Below are 17,307 nucleotides of genomic sequence, written 5' to 3'. Positions count from 1 at the left end.
GCGTCTTCTCGGTGGGGCGTGGATTCAATATTCCTGGTCCGCATCGGCGTTCCAGTGGTAGAGCGTGCGCGCCGAGGCGATGCGCTTGAACGCACGCGGATCGTGGTCCAGCCCGGCTGCATCGAGCAACGCCGCAACGGCGCTCACGTCGGCATCGGTCATCGGTTCGAACTGCGCGTCGGCGCCGAGCGATTTCACGTCGCCCTTCACGTAGAGCACGGCTTCGTACAGCGAATCGCCCAGCGCGTCGCCGGCATCGCCGCAGATCACCATGCGCCCGGCCTGCGCCATGAAGGCGGAGAAGCTGCCCACCGATCCGCCCACCACGATGTCGCCGCCCTTCAACGAGATGCCGCAACGCAGCCCCGCGTCGCCATCGATCACGAGCAACCCGCCGTGCGCGGATGCGCCCGCGCCGTTCGACGCAAAGCCCTTCACATGCACCTTGCCGCTCATCATGTTTTCCGCAACGCCGGTGCCGGCGCTGCCCTCGATGACGATGGTTGCGTGCTTGTTCATGCCACCGGCGTAATAGCCGGCGTGGCCTTCGATGGTCACCGTCACGTCGGCATCCACGCCCACTGCGATGTTGTGCGCGCCGTTGGGCGAGGTCACGACGATGGCCTCGCCGCGCAGCGTGTCGGCGCTGCCGTGCAGATACTGGTTGACCTCCCGGACGGTGGTGCGCTCAAGGTCGAATGTCATGCGTTCCATACGTACATCTCCTCGGGTGCGGGTTCGAAGACCTTCGCGTTCTTGATGTCGGGCAGATGCGCGAGCGAGCGGAACTCGGACGCGATCGCCACGTAGTCGTCGTTCTCCGCGACGACGGCAGGCTTGCACGCGAACGGGTCGCGAATCAGCGCGAGTTCGGTGGGCGTGCCCATCAGGAAGGTGTAGAAACCGTCCAGTTCCTCGAAGCCCCGTTGCAGCGCGACGGGCAACGTGTCGCCTTCGCGCAGGCGCCATTCGAGGAAGCGGCACGCGGCTTCGGTGTCGTTGTCGGTATCGAAGTGGATGCCCTTGGGCTCCAGCTTGCGGCGCACGCCGTACGGATTCGAGAGCGAGCCGTTGTGCACGAGGCAAAAATCTTCGCCGGCCGTAAACGGATGCGCGCGGTCAGGCGTCACCGCCGACTCGGTCGCCATGCGCGTGTGTCCCACCAGGTGCGAGCCCTTGAGCTCGCTGAACGCGTAGCGCGCGGCGATGTCCGCGGGCAAACCGATGTCTTTGTACAGATCGATGGACCGGCCCGCGGACAGGACGTAAAGGCGCGGGTAATGCTCGTTCAGCCATTTCCTCACCATGTCCGCCTGGGCATGCACCGTGAGCACCGCATGATTCTGTTTGGCCTCGACGTGCGCGCCCGTATCGACGGACGCCTTCACGCGGTCGAGCAGCACGTCCCACGGAAAGTGCTCGCCTTCGTCCGTAAAACCCGAGTACAGGCTGAGCTTGCGCTGGTCCGCCTCCACGGCATCGGCGAACACTGCGAGGCCGGCCGAATCGGGGCCCCGTTCGGTCATGCCGATCAACATCGGCACCATCAGTTCGCCAAGCCGGTCGCGCAATGCCGGTGTCTTGACCAGCAATCCCACGATTCCGCACATGTTGCTTTCTCCTCAGAAAAATTCGACGTACTGCCTGATTTCCCAATCCGACACGTGGCGCATGTATTCGAGCCACTCCATTCGCTTGAGCTTGATGAATTCGCCCACCACCGGCCCGAGCGCATCGCAGAGCGTCTGGTCGGCTTCGAGTGCGTCGAGCGCTTCGCCCAGGTTCTGCGGCAGCACGCCGATGCCGTGCTCGCGCAGCTTTTGGGGCGACCATTCGTACAGGTTCTCGTTGGCGGGCGCGCCGGGCGAAAGACCACGGTCGATGCCGTCGAGGCCCGCGGCGATCACGGCCGCCGTCGCGAGATAGGGGTTGCATGCGCCGTCGGGCAAACGCAATTCGATGCGGCCGCCGGGCATGCGCACCATGGTCGAGCGGTTGTTGTCGCCATAGCTGATATAAGCGGGCGCCCAGGTCGCGCCCGTCAGCGAGCGCCCCACGACAAGCCGCTTGTACGAGTTCACCGTGGGGTTGCAGAGTGCGGTCAACGCGGGCGCATGGGCGAGCAGGCCTGCGGTGAACTGGTAGCCGAGCGTCGACAGGCCCATGCCGAGCGCGTCCGCCTTGTCGGCAAAGAGATTGCGCTCGCCGTCGCCGATCGACATATGCATGTGCATGCCGTTGCCGGGCCGGTTCGCGAACGGCTTCGGCATGAACGAGCAGATCATGCCGAGTTCGTTCGCGATTTCCGATGCGGCCATCTTGAAGAACACGTAGTGGTCGCACGAGGTCAGGCAATCGGTGTACGTGTAGTTGATCTCGAACTGGCCGTTCGCGTCCTCGTGATCGATCTGGTAGACGTCGATACCCACTGCTCGCAGCGATTCGGTGAGCCGCTCCAGAAACACGCGCGTGCGGGACAGCCCCTTGTAGTCGTAGCACGGCTTGGCCAGCGTGTCGCTCGCGTCGCAAGGCTCGAGCACGCCGGACGCGCTGCGCTTCAACAGCGAAAACTCGGGCTCGAGTCCCGTGTAGAGCGTCCAGCCGCGTTCGGCAACGCGGGCCACCTGCTTCTTCAGCGTCACGCGCGAATCGAACGCCCACGGCGCGCCGCCCACGTGACCGTCGCAGACGATCCGCGCGAGGCCCGCCTGCCACGGCACCGGCGTGAGCGTCGCAAGGTCGCCGACCGCCATGTAGTCCGGCCCGTTCGGCTCGATGCCCACGCCCCAGATCGCAAAACCCGCGAAGCCCGCGCCCGCCTCCAGCACGCTGCGCAGATGCGCGAGCGGCACGGACTTCGCCTTGGCCACGCCGTGAATGTCGACGAATTGCGCCAGCACGTACTTCACGCCGTGTTGCGCGAGGTACGCCTGGGCTTCTTCCGCATTGCCAAAGCGGGGCACGCTTCCGAGCGCGTTGACGGGCAACGGGCTCGCATCGTTCAGGTTCATCGCCACTCCTTCCTGTTGCATGGTTCGCTAATTTGAGGAAGCCGCCCGGCAGACGAGCGGCCCGACTTCGCGACATGGACAGGCACCGCGCACGGCACGCTTGAACCACGTCTTCAGTATGTGGAGGAATTTATTGTCATGCAACAATTATTCCCTCCATGAAACTTCCGGCCTACACGCCGGCGTCAAGGGACAGCGCCTGCGCGAATACCGCAATCTGCTACTCTTGCCGATTTACCGAGGTCGACGATGCCCACCGCAGACGACAGCAAGACGCCGCTCGAACGCTATCTCGGAACCACCATCCGCGAGTTGCGCCAGAGCCACGACCTGACCATCGCACAGGTTGCCGAACAGGCCGGCATCAGCCGCGGCATGCTCTCGAAGATCGAGAACGCGCAGACCTCGGCCGGACTCGACGTGCTCAACCGGATCGCCCAGGCACTCGGCGTGTCCATGTCCACGCTGTTCCGCAACTTCGACGTCCCGCAAGGCGGCGCCCAGCTCGTCAAGAAAGGCGCCGGCATGGAAGTGGTCCGCAAAGGCACGAAAAGCGGTCACACCTACCATCTGCTGGCTTACGACCAGGGGCCGCGCAAGACTTTCGAGCCGTTCCTGATCACGATGGAAGACCAGGCCGAACGCTTCCCGGTGTTCGAGCATCCCGGCACCGAGTTCATCCACATGCTCAAGGGCGTCATCGAATACCGGCACGGACAGCAGACCTACGTCCTGCATCCGGGGGACACCCTGACGTTCCGCGGCGATGTTCCGCACGGCCCGGAACGCCTGATCAAAACCCCCATCCAGTTCCTGTCGATCTTCGTCTACGGGCAACCCGCCGAAGAGTGAGTCGCCCGTCGGCGAATACAGTGCAAGCTTCATGCCATGTTTATTGATGGGAACCAAAGATTCCCATGGATAAACACTCTGGGCGGCTATGCTCGGCGTCGTCATTGAAGGCCTGGGCTGTTTCTGCGAGTTGAGAGTGCGCTGGAGCAACGATTCCGGTGCAGCGCCGCACTATTCCGGAAAGCGCGGTTACGAAGGTGTATCACCCTTCCTTATGCTGCGACCGCGGCAACGCGGCCAACGCCGCCAGCGCCGCATCGATCATGGCGCGCACCGTGCCCTGTACCGCCGCCGCCCGCGCCGGCTCGTAGGCGAACGGGTAAGTCTCGTTCATGTACGTCGACTGACACATCTCGAGCTGCACCGCGTGCACACCGCCCGAAGGGTTGCCGAACGCGCGCGTGATATAGCCGCCTTTGAAGCGGCCGTTCGCCACCCACGTCTGCGGACTCGCCGCCGCTTCGCGCTCGATGGCGCGCTGCACGGACGGCGCGACCGTGCGGCCGTCCTGCGTGCCGATGTTGAGGTCCGGCAGCTTGCCGTCGAAGAGCCGCGGCAGCACGCTTGCAATCGAATGCGCTTCCCAGAGCAGCACGTGAGCATGGCGCTCGCGCAGTCGGGCCAGTTCGGCCGCGAGCGCCGCGTGATAGGGCCGCCAGTATTCGGCCACCCGCCGGCGCTTCTCCTCTCCATCCGGCTCGCAACCGTCGCGATAGAGCGGCTCGCCGCGAAATGTCTCGGCTGGGCACAGGCCGGTGGTGGTCTGGCCCGGGTACAGGCTTTCGTCGTTGGGCGGCCGGTTGAGGTCGATGACGTAGCGCGACACGGTCGCGCCCAGCACCGTTGCGCCCAGCGTCGCCGCGAACGCGTACAGGCGGTCGAGATGCCAGTCGGTATCGGCAAGCGTCAAGGCGGTATCGGTATAGCGGCCGCGCAGCGGTGCGGGAATCGTCGTTCCGAGGTGCGGAATCGAAATCAGCAACGGCGCGTCGCCGCGTTCGAGCGTGTAGAGGTCGCTCATGCAGGGCTCCTGGTGAATCAAAGCAATGCGTCGTCGGCAAGGTGCGGCAACGCGCGGGCGAGCGCAGGCCGGATGGAATGGTCGAGCACGGACCGCGTCAGCTCCACGATCTCCCTCACGAAGTCATCCCATTCGTCCTGCCGGTGCAGCAGAAAGAAATCGCGCCGCCCCAGCCGCCCGGACGGCAGCGGCAGGATCGCGATCTCGCTCAGGTAGTGCCGCGCCTGCCACAGGCACAGCGGCGTCGAGATGGCGAAGCCGAACCGCGCGGCGACGAGACTCAGCAACGGATCGGTCGCGTCGAATTCGAAACGCCTCGGGCTGTCGATACCCAGGTGGCGCGCAAGCCGCTCCACCTGCTGGCCGATCACCGAACGCGCCGTGTAGCGGATCAGCGGCAGTTCGGCGGCGAGCGTGCGCCAGTCCACGTTCGGGCGCCCGGCCAGGTGGCTGCGCGCGACGACGGCGACAAAGGCCTCCGAGAAAAGCGGCACCTCCACGATGCGCGCGTCGCTCAGCGCGGTTTGCGTGCACACGGCGACGTCCAGTTCCCGGTCGTGCAACTGCTTGCTCAAGCCCGGCGTGATGCCGGACCACATCGAGATCTGCCTCGACGTGCCGGACACGGCCCGGATCAGTTCCGGGCCGACGGTCGCGGCGAACGAATCGACGCAGCCGAGGCGCACCGGCAAGCGCCCCGAATCCGATGCGTCGCCCACCCGCGTGCTGACCATCTGCGCGTGCTCGAGCAACGGCCCGGCGAGTTCGAGCAGTGCGCGGCCGGCAATGTTGGGGCGCGGCGGGCGGCTGTCGCGATCGAACAGCACGGCGCCCTGCTCGCGTTCGAGCGCGGACACGGCCTGGCTGATCGCGCTCTGGCTCACGCCGATACGCTTCGCCGCAGCAGTCATCGACCCGGTCTCGCACACGGCGACGAAAGCCTGCAGCGCGCGCAGGTCGATTGGCGGTGGGGTACGTCGCATCTTCTCTCCAGCTGCCGTCGAATACGGCCGTTCCGGCAAGGTGGCAGGAATGATGCACCGGTTCGGTCTGCCCGCGCTCTGGATGAGCACTTCCGGGCGAGCTTCATAAGTTTGCCTAATACAAAATTCGGCGGCACCCGCGCTGCCTAGAATCGGCTCACCGTCTACCCAGAGGACCATGAAGGGAACCATGAGCCACTTCGACTTCATCGTGATCGGCGCCGGCGTGATCGGCACCTCGGTCGCGCATCACCTTGCCTCGCTCGGCGCCCGCAGCGTGCTCGTCGTCGAGCGCGGCATGATCGGCGCCGGCACCACGTCGCAATCGTCCGGCCTGTTGCGCACGCATTACTCGGTCCGCCAGAACGTCGAGCTGGCGCGCGCGTCGTGGTGGGCGTTCAACAACTTCGCCGAATACGTAGGCGACGACGAAGCGTCGTGCGGACTCGTCAAGTGCGGCTACATGATCTGCGCGCCCGACGGCCCGAAGCTCGATCCGCTGCGCGCGTCGCTCGACGCCCAGCGCGCAATGGACATCGAAGTCCAGTTGCTCGGGCGCGACGAGGCCCGCGAGCGCCTGCCTATCGCGCAGTTCGACGACGCGGCGCTGATCGGCTTCGAGCCGGAAGCCGGCTTTGCCGATGCGTACCTCGTCGCGACGAGCTTCGCCAAATCGGCGCGACGCCGCGGCGTCAAGATTCTCGAAGGCACGACCGTCACGGGACTCGTGCGCGAAGGCCGCCGCGTGGTCGGCATCGAGACGAACGCCGGCCGCTTCACGTGCGCAACGCTCATCAGCACGCAGAACATCTGGACACCTGAACTATCGGGCTGGATCGGCGTGCCGCTGCCTGTCGCGGCGGAACGGCACACCGTGCTGGCGCTCGAATGCGAGGCCCGCTACTCGTATCAGATGCCGGCGTTCAAAGACCTCGGCTCGGCCGGCATGCTGTACTACCGCAGCTACGGCGGCAGTCAGATGCTGGTGTCCGAGGGCGTGGTGGGCGAAACGCTGAACGCGCCTGAAACCGAACAGGGCGACATCTCGCTCGATTACGTCGCCGAAGTGGGCGCGCAGGTCGCCGAGCGCTTTCCCGCCTACGAAACGGCCGGGCTGGCATCGTCGTGGACCGGGGTCTATGACGTGACGCCCGACTGGAATCCGGTGCTCGGCAAGATGGGCGACATCGAAGGGCTCGTGGTGGGCTTCGGCTTCTCGGGCCACGGCTTCAAGCTCTCACCCGCCATCGGCAAGCTGCTCGCCCAGCACGCACTCGGTCAGCCAACCGACGTGTCGCTCGCGCCCTACGCGCTCGAGCGCTTTGCGACCGGCGCGTTGCTGACCGGCAAGTACGGCCTGGGCGCCGTGTCCTGATCGTCCTGCTTCCTTTGGGCTTCCCTCAGGCTTCCCTCCATTCCGTTTCAGACAGACATCCCATGTCCCTCAAGATACTGGTGCCGGTCAAACGCGTCGTCGATCCGAACGTGCGCGTGCGCGTCGGTTCGACCGGCAGCGTCGAGACCACTGGCCTCAAGATGTCCCTCAATCCGTTCGACGAATGCGCGCTCGAAATGGCGCTGCGCCTGCGCGAAGCCGGCCACGCCGCGCACGTAACCGTCGTGACATGCGGCCAGCCGGTCTGCCAGGACGTGTTGCGCACGGGCCTCGCGATGGGCGCCGACGACGCGGTCCTGATCGACACGGGCGATGCCGCGCTGGACCCGGCCGGCGTCGCGCGCCTGCTGCACGCGTGGCTCGACACGTCGCCGTACGATCTCGTGCTCTGCGGAAAGCAGGCCATCGACGACGACACAGGAGGCGTGGCGCCGATGCTCGCCGGCCTGCTCGGCTGGCCTCAGGGGCTCGACGCCACGGCGCTCGTGCGCGAAGCCGACGGCTGGCGCGTGGTGTGCGGCGACGACAGCGGCACCGCAACGTGGTTGCTCGCCGGGCGAGCCGTCATCAGCGCCGACCTGCGTCTCGCCGAACCGCGGCGCGTCACGCTGCCCGGCATCGTCAAGGCGAAACAGAAGCCGCTTGCCGTCGTCGACGCGAGCCGGTTCGCCGTGGATCTCGCGCCGGCATCGCGCACCGTGCGGCTCGATGAACCGTCCGTGCAGCGCGCCGGCCATCGTGTCGCCGACGTCGATGCACTGCTCGCCGCGCTCGCCGCACACCATGTCTTTTCCCGTTCAGGAGCCAGCACATGAGAACGCTCGTCGTCGCAGAAACGACCGCAGACCACACGCTGCCGGAAGCCGTTCGCCGCCTTGTGAGCGCGGCGCGTGTGCGGCGCTGCCCGGTGGATGTGCTGGTTCTCGATCCGGCTGTGGCCGCGCAAGCCGCACTCGTCGATGGCGTGGACGGTGTCATCCAGCCGGATACGCCGGCCTCTGCCAACACGGCGTTAGCTAACAGCATCACGCCGGAAAGCCTTGCCGCAGAGCTCGCCGCGCTGGCGCCGCGCTATTCGCTCATCGTGGCCGCGCATCGCACGCTGGGCCGCAATGCGTTGCCGCGCGCCGCTGCGCTCGCCAACGCCGCGTTCGTTGCCGACGTGACCGGCCTCACCGACGACGGACACTTCGTACGTGGGCTCTACGCGGGCAGCATCGTCGCGACGGTGGCCAGCACGCGCGACACGACCTTCGCGACCGTTCGTACCTCGTCGTTCGCGGTAGCGGAAGATCGCACCGAACCGGCCCCGATCGCCTCGCTCGAAGCGCCGCCTGCATTCGCTGCAACGACCTTGCTCGAACGTAACGGTGCAGAGGCCACCGGAATCGATCTTGCGAACGCGCCGATCGTGGTATCGGGCGGTCGCGGTCTCGCCTCAGGCGAAAACATGGCGCGGCTTGGCGCGCTCGCCTCGCGGCTCGGCGCGGCGCTAGGCGCCTCGCGTGCCGCGGTCGACGCAGGCTACGCGCCGAACGCCATCCAGGTGGGGCAAACCGGCAAGACCGTGGCACCCGACGCCTATCTCGCGTTCGGCATTTCCGGCGCCATTCAGCATCTGGCCGGGATGAAGGACTCGAAGCTGATCGTCGCCATCAACAAAGATCCCGATGCACCGATCTTCTCGTTCGCGGACGTGGGTTTCGTCGGTGATCTGTTCGATGTGGTGAGCGCACTGGAGCGTCACGTCGACGCCGGAGACCGCGCATGACGCACGCAAGCTACGAACGCAGCGCGTCGTTGCAGGGCGTACCGGCTGCTCCTGCCGCCCGCGCGGCGAACAGCCTGCCGGCGTCGCGCTATCCGTGCGTCCGGTTCGTGGATTGCGCGCAGATTCCGCCCGAAGCGTGGGCCAACGGCGCAGGCGTCACGCGCACGATTGCGAGTCGCACCGGTGCTCACGGCGACGTCGACTGGCGCATCAGTCTCGCCACGCTGGAGGGCTCGGCCGCGTTTTCGCGCTTCCCGGGCATGGACCGCGTGCTCGTGCCGATGGACAACACCAGCGTCGAACTGCATGCCCAGGACGGACATCTGACCGCGAGCCCGATAGCGCCCGCGCACTTCCCCGGCGACCTGCCGGTGTGGGCGCGCGACGTCGTCCGGCCGACACACGTGCTCAACGTCATGACGCGACGCGCGGCCTGCGTAGCCACCGTCGTGGTGGCCACGCATACGCATCGCGTCACACCGGCGCCCACGCAGATGCTGATCTGCGCGTCGGGGCACTGGCGCGTCGGCAGTACGCTTCTGAGCGCCCAGGACCTGCTGCCGATGCACGGCCTGTGGCTCGACGGCCGCAGCGAGGAACTCGACCTGACGCCCATCGCGCCCGAATCCCGGCTGATTTCGATTGCCATTACAACCGGCCCAGCCGGACGCTAACTCTTCTGCCTTGCATCCGCTCATGTCTCATGCCTCGCTGATCGAACCCGGCGAATCGCACGATCCGCGCGAATCGATGGAATACGACGTGGTGATCGTCGGCGGCGGGCCCGCCGGGCTCTCCGCGGCAATCCGGCTCAAGCAGCTCGCCGCCCGCAACAGTGCTGCGATAAGCGTGTGCGTGCTCGAAAAAGGCTCCGAAATCGGCGCGCACATTCTCTCGGGCGCGGTCATGGACCCGCGCGCCATCAACGAACTGATTCCCGACTGGAAGGAAAAAGGCGCGCCGCTCGACGTGCCCGTCACCGAAGACCGCTTCCTGTTTCTGACCGAAACGGGCGCGCGCGCCGTGCCGCACTGGGCGCTGCCGGACAACTTCAAAAACGAAGGCAACTACGTGGTGAGCCTCGCGAACGTCACGCGCTGGCTCGGCCAGCAGGCCGAAGCCGCGGGCGTCGAAATCTTCCCGGGCTTTCCCGCCGCCGAGGTCCTCTACAACGATGACGGCTCGGTAAAAGGCGTGGCCACGGGCAACATGGGCATCGGCAAGGACGGCCAGCCCACCGAGAACTTCCAGCTCGGCATGGAGTTACACGCGAAGTACACGCTCTTCTGCGAAGGCGCACGCGGGCACCTGGGCCGCCAGCTCAACGAGAAGTTCAGGCTGAACCGCGACAGCGACCCGCAGGTGTACGGCATCGGCATCAAGGAACTCTGGGAGATCGATCCCGCGAAGCACCAGCCGGGCCTCGTCATTCACTCCGCCGGCTGGCCGCTCGACCCGCAAACCTACGGCGGCTCGTTCCTCTATCACATCGACAACAACCAGGTGATGGTGGGCTTCGTGGTCGGCCTCGGTTACTCGAACCCGTACCTCTCGCCGTTCGAGGAATTCCAGCGCTACAAGACGCACCCTGAAATCCGCAGGTTCCTGGAAGGCGGCAAACGCGTTTCGTACGGCGCGCGCGCCATCACGGCGGGCGGGCTCCTGTCGCTGCCGAAGCTCGTGTTTCCGGGCGGCGCGCTGGTGGGCGACGACGCGGGCTTTCTCAACGCCTCGCGCATCAAGGGCTCGCACGCGGCCATCAAGACCGGCATGCTGGCTGCGGACGCCGCGTTCGACGCCGTGCAGGCCGGCCGCGCCGCCGACGAACTGACCGCCTACCCCGAATCGTTCAAGACCTCGTGGCTGTACACCGAGCTTCACCGCGCGCGCAATTTCAAGCAGTGGATGAGCAAGGGCCTGTACCTGGGCACGCTGATGGTGGGCATCGAGCAGAAGCTCTTCGGCGGCAACGTGCCGTGGACGCTGCATCACCAGCACTGGGACCACGAGATGCTCAAGCCCGCGTCGCAGTGCAAGCCGATCGAGTATCCGAAGCCCGATGGCAAGCTCACTTTCGATCGGCTTTCTTCGGTGTTCATCTCAAACACGAACCACGAGGAAAACCAGCCGGCGCACCTCACGCTGAAAGACCCGGGCGTGCCCGTGAACGTGAACCTGCGCACCTATGCGGGCCCTGAGGGACGCTACTGCCCTGCCGCGGTCTACGAATTCGTGAAGAACGACGACGGCAACGACCGGCTCGTCATCAACGCGCAGAACTGCGTGCACTGCAAGACCTGTGACATCAAGGACCCGACGCAGAACATCGTGTGGGTCACGCCGGAAGGCGGCGGTGGGCCGAATTACGCGGGGATGTAATCGCCCCGCTCGATTCCTGCCACAGCACGTGTGCCGCTACCCCGTTAGGGGTATATCTTCGTAAAGGTTGATTTCGATTTATTGGTTGACGATCTTCAACGTGTGCAAGCTAGTTTGCATATCGTCGGAGACAACACATGAGTTCAATCAACGATGGGGCGCAGACGAATCTATCTGGACTCCAGACTGAAATCTCGGGCCTGCATCGAAAGATAGGTTGGGCAGGCGCCTTCTGGGTAGCGAGCGGTGTTCCTGCGCTCGTGCTTTTCTCGATCGGTTCGATCGCTGCGACGGTCGGCAAGCCGTCGTGGATCGTCTGGATGCTCTCGATCGGATTCGGCTTCATCCAGGCCTTCTCTTACGCGGAAATCGCCGGTCTCTTTCCGCACAAGTCGGGCGGCGCGTCGGTCTACGGTGCCATCGCCTGGGTCCGCTACAGCAAGCTGCTCGCACCGCTCTCGGTCTGGTGCAACTGGTTCGCCTGGTCGCCGGTGCTGGCAATCGGCTCGGGCATGGGTGCAGGCTACGTGTTGAACATGCTGTTTCCGGCCACGGCCGCCATCAACACGTGGCAGTTCACCCTGCTCGATCTCGGCTGGCTCGCAAGCGGCCTCACGCTGCGCATCAACGCGACCTTCCTCATCGGCGCCGTCATTCTGCTTGCCGCGTTCGCCATTCAGCATCGCGGCATTCTGCAGGCCGCGAAGCTCCAGATGATTCTCGCCGTCGCGGCGCTGCTTCCGCTCTTGATCGTGGGCGTCTATCCGATTCTGAGCGGCGATCTGCCGAAAGATCATCTGCTGCCGCTCTATCCGCTCGCAAAGGATGCCGCCGGGCGCGTCATCGACGGCACGTGGAACGCGGGCGGGTTGCAACTGATGGCGGGCGGGCTCTTCATCGCCGCATGGTCGACGTACGGCTTCGAAACGGCGGTCTGCTACACGCGCGAATTCCGCGACCCGCGCCGCGACACCGTCAAGGCGATTCTCTACTCCGGCCTGCTGTGCATCGTGTTCTTCACGATGGTGCCGCTCGCGTTCCAGGGCGCCCTGGGTCTCGGTCAACTCGTCACGCCGGAAGTGCGCGACGCCGCCGGCAACGTCACGCAGGCGGCGGTCTACGACGGCGTGCTGTCGCCGGGCATCTACAGCGGCATGGGCGTTGCCGAGGCAATGGCGAAGATCGTGCACGTCGGCACATGGGGCGAATACATTCTCAAACCCATGCTCGTCTTCGCACTGGTGCTCGCCATCATGACGTCGATGGCGGGTTCGTCGCGCACGCTGTACCAGGCCTCGGTGGACGGCTGGCTGCCGAAGTATCTTTCGCACGTCAACGAAAACGGCGCGCCGACCCGCGCGATGTGGACCGACCTCGTGTTCAACCTGTTCCTGCTGCTGATGTCGGACTACACGGTCGTGCTCGCGATGTCGAACGTCGGCTATATCATCTTCAACTTCCTGAACCTGAACTCGGCGTGGATTCACCGTATCGACCGCCCGCACTGGAGCCGTCCGTTCCGTGCTCCAACGTGGCTCATCGCGGCGGGCACGCTGCTGTCCTTCGTCAACCTCGCGCTGATGGGATTCGGTGCCGACGTGTGGGGTAAAGGGACGTTGGTCTCCGGACTGGTCTTCGCCGCGCTGATCCTTCCCGTCTTCGTCTGGCGCCACTACGTGACCGACAAAGGTCGCTTTCCCGACCAGATGCTGGAGGACATGGAACTGTCCAGCAATCAGCCCTCGCGCAAGGCAGGCTACCTGCCCTATGCAGCACTGGCGCTCGGGGTCGCCGTGGTCGTCGTGACCCATCTGCTTGCCCCCTGACGCCGGGCTCGCTTCGCTTCGATTCGATACGATTCCATACGCCCCGTAGTCGATCCGTTATTCGCCCCGCTCTGCCTCGGGGAAAACCACAGGAATGCATACCAACCGCCGGCCCCGCCCACGCGAGCGGAGCCGGCGGCTGGCGCACGCCCGTCACGCCACACAACCAACCATCCGCTCTATTTATTCGGAGAACCAGGTGAAATTCATTGCCCTGCCCTCGCTATCACTCGCCATGCTCGCCGCCAGCGGCGTCGCTCATGCGCAAAGCAGCGTGACGCTGTACGGCGTCATCGACGAATCGCTCGAATACGTGAGCAACGCAGGCGGGCCCGGCGCCACGGGCGCACAGCGCCGCTACGGGCTCGACAACAGCGCGGTGGGCGTCAGCCTCTGGGGCCTCAAGGGCAAGGAAGATCTGGGCGGCGGCCTCGCCGCGCTGTTCCAGCTCGAAAGCGGCTTCAACACGACCAACGGTTCGGTCAGCGGCCAGCTGCCCGCCGCCTCGCTGTTCAGCCGCGATGCGTTCGTGGGCTTGTCGTCGGACCGCTTCGGCACACTCACCTTCGGTCGTCAGTACGACGCAGTAACCGACATGGTGCAACCGCTGACCGGCGACATGTGGGGCGCATCGGCATTCGCGACACCGGGCGACGTCGACAACAACGACGACGGCACTGTGGTCAACAACGCCGTGAAGTACGTGTCGCCGGTATTCGCCGGACTGCAACTCGAAGGCGAATACGCGTTCGGCGGCGTAGCGGGCGCGACGGGCGCGGGCCAGTCGTGGTCCGTCGCGGCGACCGGCACGACCGGCGGTCTGACCGTGGCGGCCGGCTACTTTCGCGCGAACAACAACCCGCTGACCGGCAACTGGTCGAGCGCCACGGCCCAGCCGCTGCTCGGCGGCGCGCTCGGTTACGATCCGGCGTCGTATCGCTCGGCCGGCATCGCCCAGGCCGCCGTGCAGTATGCGACCGGGCCGTACACCGTCAGCGTGCGCTACAGCAATGCGCAGTATCACGGCGCGGGCGGCGGGCCCTCGGTGCACTTCAACGTCGGCGCCGCGTTGTTCCAGTACCAGGCCACGCAGGCGTGGACGCTCGGGCTCGGCTATGCCTACGTGCACGGCAGCGCGCCGGCGGCCGTGCAAGGCGTCGATCCTGCCGCGACGGCGGCATCGATTCACCAGATTTCGGTGGGCGCGCAATACGGCCTGTCGAAACGCACGACGCTCTATGCGGTGGGGGCGTACCAGCACGCGAGCGGTGCGCTCGCATCGGCCGGCGACATGTACTACACGTCGAGCAACGGCGCGCAGATCATCGCCAACCTCGGCATCCTGCACCGGTTCTGAGAAGTTCGGCGATACCGTTGCGCACGCTCAACGGGCCTCGGGCGTGCATGCCTGCCGGCCCGGGAAAGGGAACGCCCGGCGGCCTTGCCGGGCTTGACGGCATCTGCGCTCAGCACGCGCCGTCGCGCTAGCCCGGCCGCACTTCGAAGATCACGCCTTCCACGCCCAGCACCTCGCCGCTGGCCGAATAGATGCCGACGCCGGTTTCCCAAACGCGCTTGATCTGTCCGTTTGCGCAGCAGATGCGATAGCGCAGTTCGAAGACGCCTCGCACCGCCAGCGCTTCCTGCACGCTGCCCCACACATAGTCCGCGTCGTCGGGCACGATCAGCTTGCCGAAGGTGTTTTCCTGGCTGTCGAGAAACCACTGGCGCGAATAGCCCGTCACGTGCTCGCAGCCCGCGCTGACGAACTCCATCGTCCAGAGCCGGTTATTGCGGCCGCGATAGACCATTCCCGGAATGTTGTCGAGCAGGCCCAGCGCGCTACGCAGATGCACCTGGGCCGACGTCTCGCGCCGACGGTCCACCGTAATGTCCGACAACGCGACGAAGAAGCGGTCGTCGGCCACGCGCACGGACACGTCGTACCACAGCAGCCCGCCGTCCGGATGAACCAGTCTCAGCCGCTCCCGTGCCGTGCCGGAGACGCCGGCCCTCGAACGCTGCAACATGGCGCACCAGACGCACCGGTCTTCCGGATGAACGTAATCGACCATCAGCGTATCCGCGGCCGGCGCCTCCATCGCGTCCACCCATGCGGCGTTGCAGCCCAGGATTTGGCCCTCCGCTGAAATCCGGATCAGCGAGACCGGAAACACGTCCACATCGAGTCCCTCGCCGCGCAGGCATTCCATGGTTTCGTTCTCACGACTCATCGCCACTCTTCCCCAACTGCGGCCCGATCCCGCTTCGATGCACCGATGCGGCGAGTTCGAGCCGGCTTCTCACACCCAGCTTGCGCAGCAGGTTTTTCACGTACACCTTCACCGTTCCGTCGCTGATGCCCAGTTCGCGGGCGATCTGCTTGTTGCTCATCCCCTCTGCGATGAGCGCGAGCGTTTGCCCTTCGCGTCCCGTGAGGTCGGATAGCCGGAGCGGCTCCGCGTCGTCGCCGGCCGCGCGGGCCTGCGCGAGAAGACGCACAAGCTCGTCGTCGAACACCACCACGCCCTGCATACAGCTGCGCACGTACGCGAGCAGGGCCTCGGGCTCCGACTCCTTGAGCATGTAGCCGTTCGCCCCGAGGCGGATGGCGCCGATCAGTTCGTCACGCGTCATCTCCGCGCTCAACAGCACCTTCACGCAATCCAGTTCCAGTTGCTGCAACTCGTCGAGGACCTGCAAACCGCTCAGGCCCGGCATGTGCAGATCGATCAGCACCAGCGCGGGCTTCAACTCGCACGCCAGCGACACGCCCTGTCGGCCGCTCGATGCGTCGCCCACTACCCGGAACTCGCCAGTCGAATTGAAGAACTCTGCCAACCCTCGACGAAACAGCGGGTGATCGTCGATCAGCAGCATGGTCGTCGGACTCATCAACGCAACTCCTTCGCAGACAAGTTGCCCGGCACGAACAGACTCACGCAGGTTCCTCCGTTCGCGCCGCTGCCAAGCTCGAGGGTGGCGCCGATCGCCTGTGCGCGTTCCTGCAGGATGGTCAGCCCATAGTGATTCTCCCCGACCGATGCACAGCCGAGGCCGACGCCGTCGTCCATCACGGACACGTGAAACCCTCCCTCACCGTCGCGCAGCACCACCCACGCATGATCGGCCTGAGCATGGCGAACGACATTGGACAACGCCTCGCGAACGATCTGCACGATATGCAGTTCGACACCCGGTTCGAGGCGCAGATGCGGCAGCCGATTGTCCAGTTCCAGCACCACGCCGCAGCGGCGCGAAAACTCCACGATCGAATCGGCCAGCGCCTGCTGGAGAGAACGCCCGTCGAGCGTCAGCCGCGCGCTCGTGATGAGTTCGCGTACCTGACGTTGCAGCCGCGTCGTCATGGCGCGAATCTCCGCCAGAAGCGGGTCGTTGCGCAATCCCTGTTGCGGCAGCCGGGCGACCAGCAGCGACAGGAACCCGAGCTGCTGCGCAACCGAATCGTGCAGCTCGCGCGTCAACGCCTCCGTCTCGCCGACACCGCGGCCCGCCGGGCCGGCGGCCCTGCCTGCCGCGAGTTCGAGCGCACGGTCGACCATGTTCACGACGCGATCGATATCTTCCAGCACCGCGGGCTCGACGGGCGCCGGCACGTCGAGCACCAGCACGACATCGGCCAGCTTTCGCACGGCCCGCATGAAACCGGACGACGGGCTGCAATCGGGACACCATTCCGCCGGCGCGCGCGCGGCCTTCGTGAACTGACACCGTGTTCCTTGCGTGCAGCACACCGACGCCTCGTCCATCGATTCGCGGCCATCCGCTCCATTTCCCGCCAGCTCGATACGGCTTCCGGGCAGGACGTTTCTGAGACCACACGCCAGAACCTGCAACGCCGTGGCCTGTCCGGAATCGCTCAACAGTTCCGTGAGGCACGCCAGCAATACCTCACGGAAAGGCACCGCTACCGGCGTCTTTCCGGTAGCCGGGCAAGCATCACCGACCAGACTGGCGTCCGCAATCACAGGGCATCCACTTCGGATTGAAAAAACGCCTGCATCAAGCAAGTTCCGCGCCTTTTTCCGCCTGCGACGGCGATTTACC

The 17,307-nt window shown here is 65.7% G+C and carries 16 protein-coding genes; 8 read left to right on the top strand and 8 right to left on the bottom strand.

Features of this window, described 5'->3' with window-relative positions:
• Positions 1 to 24: 24 nt before the first annotated feature.
• Genes U0042_RS09435 through glnT form a run of 3 tightly spaced genes read right to left on the bottom strand, consistent with a single transcriptional unit; the run spans position 25 to position 3,011 of the window.
• A complete protein-coding gene (locus U0042_RS09435; RefSeq protein ID WP_114814406.1) occupies positions 25 to 714 on the bottom strand; it encodes a protein glxC in 690 nt (229 codons plus the stop codon).
• Entirely contained in the window at positions 702 to 1,610 is a 909-nt protein-coding gene (locus tag U0042_RS09430) for a class II glutamine amidotransferase (protein WP_114814407.1), read from the bottom strand. The genes U0042_RS09435 and U0042_RS09430 overlap by 13 nt, the downstream gene beginning before the upstream one ends.
• A 12-nt stretch (positions 1,611 to 1,622) precedes the next feature.
• Complete coding sequence (glnT, locus tag U0042_RS09425; RefSeq protein WP_232833548.1) at positions 1,623 to 3,011, bottom strand: type III glutamate--ammonia ligase; 1,389 nt, start codon at positions 3,009 to 3,011, stop codon at positions 1,623 to 1,625.
• 249 nt (positions 3,012 to 3,260) lie between these two features.
• Here glnT and U0042_RS09420 point away from each other — a divergent pair, with 249 nt between their 5' ends.
• Positions 3,261 to 3,863: a helix-turn-helix domain-containing protein gene (locus U0042_RS09420; RefSeq protein WP_114814408.1), complete on the top strand. Its 603-nt coding sequence runs from the start codon at positions 3,261 to 3,263 to the stop codon at positions 3,861 to 3,863.
• Positions 3,864 to 4,065: 202 nt separating this feature from the next.
• Here U0042_RS09420 and hutG read toward each other — a convergent pair whose 3' ends face one another.
• Together hutG and U0042_RS09410 are read right to left on the bottom strand one after the other, a co-directional pair.
• Entirely contained in the window at positions 4,066 to 4,884 is an 819-nt protein-coding gene (gene hutG, locus U0042_RS09415; protein WP_114814409.1) for an N-formylglutamate deformylase, read from the bottom strand.
• A 17-nt stretch (positions 4,885 to 4,901) separates the two neighbouring features.
• On the bottom strand, positions 4,902 to 5,867 hold the full coding sequence (locus U0042_RS09410) for a LysR family transcriptional regulator (RefSeq protein ID WP_114814410.1): 966 nt from the start codon (positions 5,865 to 5,867) through the stop codon (positions 4,902 to 4,904).
• Between the two features lie 190 nt (positions 5,868 to 6,057).
• Here U0042_RS09410 and U0042_RS09405 point away from each other — a divergent pair, with 190 nt between their 5' ends.
• The 7 genes from U0042_RS09405 to U0042_RS09375 all read left to right on the top strand — a co-directional run bounded on the left by U0042_RS09405 (position 6,058) and on the right by U0042_RS09375 (position 14,596).
• Positions 6,058 to 7,242, top strand: coding sequence for an NAD(P)/FAD-dependent oxidoreductase (locus tag U0042_RS09405; RefSeq protein WP_114814411.1), 1,185 nt, complete (start codon positions 6,058 to 6,060; stop codon positions 7,240 to 7,242).
• Between the two features lie 62 nt (positions 7,243 to 7,304).
• Positions 7,305 to 8,078: an electron transfer flavoprotein subunit beta/FixA family protein gene (locus tag U0042_RS09400; RefSeq protein WP_114814412.1), complete on the top strand. Its 774-nt coding sequence runs from the start codon at positions 7,305 to 7,307 to the stop codon at positions 8,076 to 8,078.
• On the top strand, positions 8,075 to 9,034 hold the full coding sequence (locus U0042_RS09395) for an electron transfer flavoprotein subunit alpha/FixB family protein (protein WP_114814413.1): 960 nt from the start codon (positions 8,075 to 8,077) through the stop codon (positions 9,032 to 9,034). The genes U0042_RS09400 and U0042_RS09395 overlap by 4 nt, the downstream gene beginning before the upstream one ends.
• On the top strand, positions 9,031 to 9,708 hold the full coding sequence (locus U0042_RS09390; RefSeq protein ID WP_114814414.1) for a HutD family protein: 678 nt from the start codon (positions 9,031 to 9,033) through the stop codon (positions 9,706 to 9,708). Before U0042_RS09395 ends, U0042_RS09390 begins: the two co-directional genes overlap by 4 nt.
• A 22-nt stretch (positions 9,709 to 9,730) precedes the next feature.
• On the top strand, positions 9,731 to 11,413 hold the full coding sequence (locus U0042_RS09385; RefSeq protein ID WP_327205048.1) for an electron transfer flavoprotein-ubiquinone oxidoreductase: 1,683 nt from the start codon (positions 9,731 to 9,733) through the stop codon (positions 11,411 to 11,413).
• Positions 11,414 to 11,550: 137 nt separating this feature from the next.
• Positions 11,551 to 13,239 (top strand): APC family permease, encoded by a 1,689-nt coding sequence (locus tag U0042_RS09380; RefSeq protein WP_114815077.1) that lies wholly within the window; start codon positions 11,551 to 11,553, stop codon positions 13,237 to 13,239.
• A gap of 199 nt (positions 13,240 to 13,438) precedes the next feature.
• Complete coding sequence (locus U0042_RS09375; protein ID WP_232833616.1) at positions 13,439 to 14,596, top strand: porin; 1,158 nt, start codon at positions 13,439 to 13,441, stop codon at positions 14,594 to 14,596.
• A 127-nt stretch (positions 14,597 to 14,723) separates the two neighbouring features.
• On the opposite strand, the gene U0042_RS09370 is transcribed toward U0042_RS09375, so the two are convergent.
• The 3 genes from U0042_RS09370 to U0042_RS09360 are packed head-to-tail and all read right to left on the bottom strand — an operon-like array spanning position 14,724 to position 17,228.
• The gene (locus U0042_RS09370) at positions 14,724 to 15,473 is read right to left on the bottom strand and encodes a PAS domain-containing protein (RefSeq protein ID WP_114815075.1); all 750 of its coding nucleotides are present in this window, start codon (positions 15,471 to 15,473) and stop codon (positions 14,724 to 14,726) included.
• The gene (locus U0042_RS09365) at positions 15,463 to 16,119 is read right to left on the bottom strand and encodes a response regulator (protein ID WP_232833615.1); all 657 of its coding nucleotides are present in this window, start codon (positions 16,117 to 16,119) and stop codon (positions 15,463 to 15,465) included. The genes U0042_RS09370 and U0042_RS09365 overlap by 11 nt, the downstream gene beginning before the upstream one ends.
• Before the next feature lie 14 nt (positions 16,120 to 16,133).
• Positions 16,134 to 17,228: a sensor histidine kinase gene (locus tag U0042_RS09360; protein WP_198665432.1), complete on the bottom strand. Its 1,095-nt coding sequence runs from the start codon at positions 17,226 to 17,228 to the stop codon at positions 16,134 to 16,136.
• Positions 17,229 to 17,307: the final 79 nt, after the last annotated feature.

This window comes from Paraburkholderia kururiensis (assembly GCF_034424375.1).
In the GTDB taxonomy this organism is placed as follows: domain Bacteria; phylum Pseudomonadota; class Gammaproteobacteria; order Burkholderiales; family Burkholderiaceae; genus Paraburkholderia; species Paraburkholderia kururiensis_A.
The sequence above is the reverse complement of the archived record's forward strand: the minus strand, read 5'-3'. Positions and strand labels throughout refer to the sequence as shown.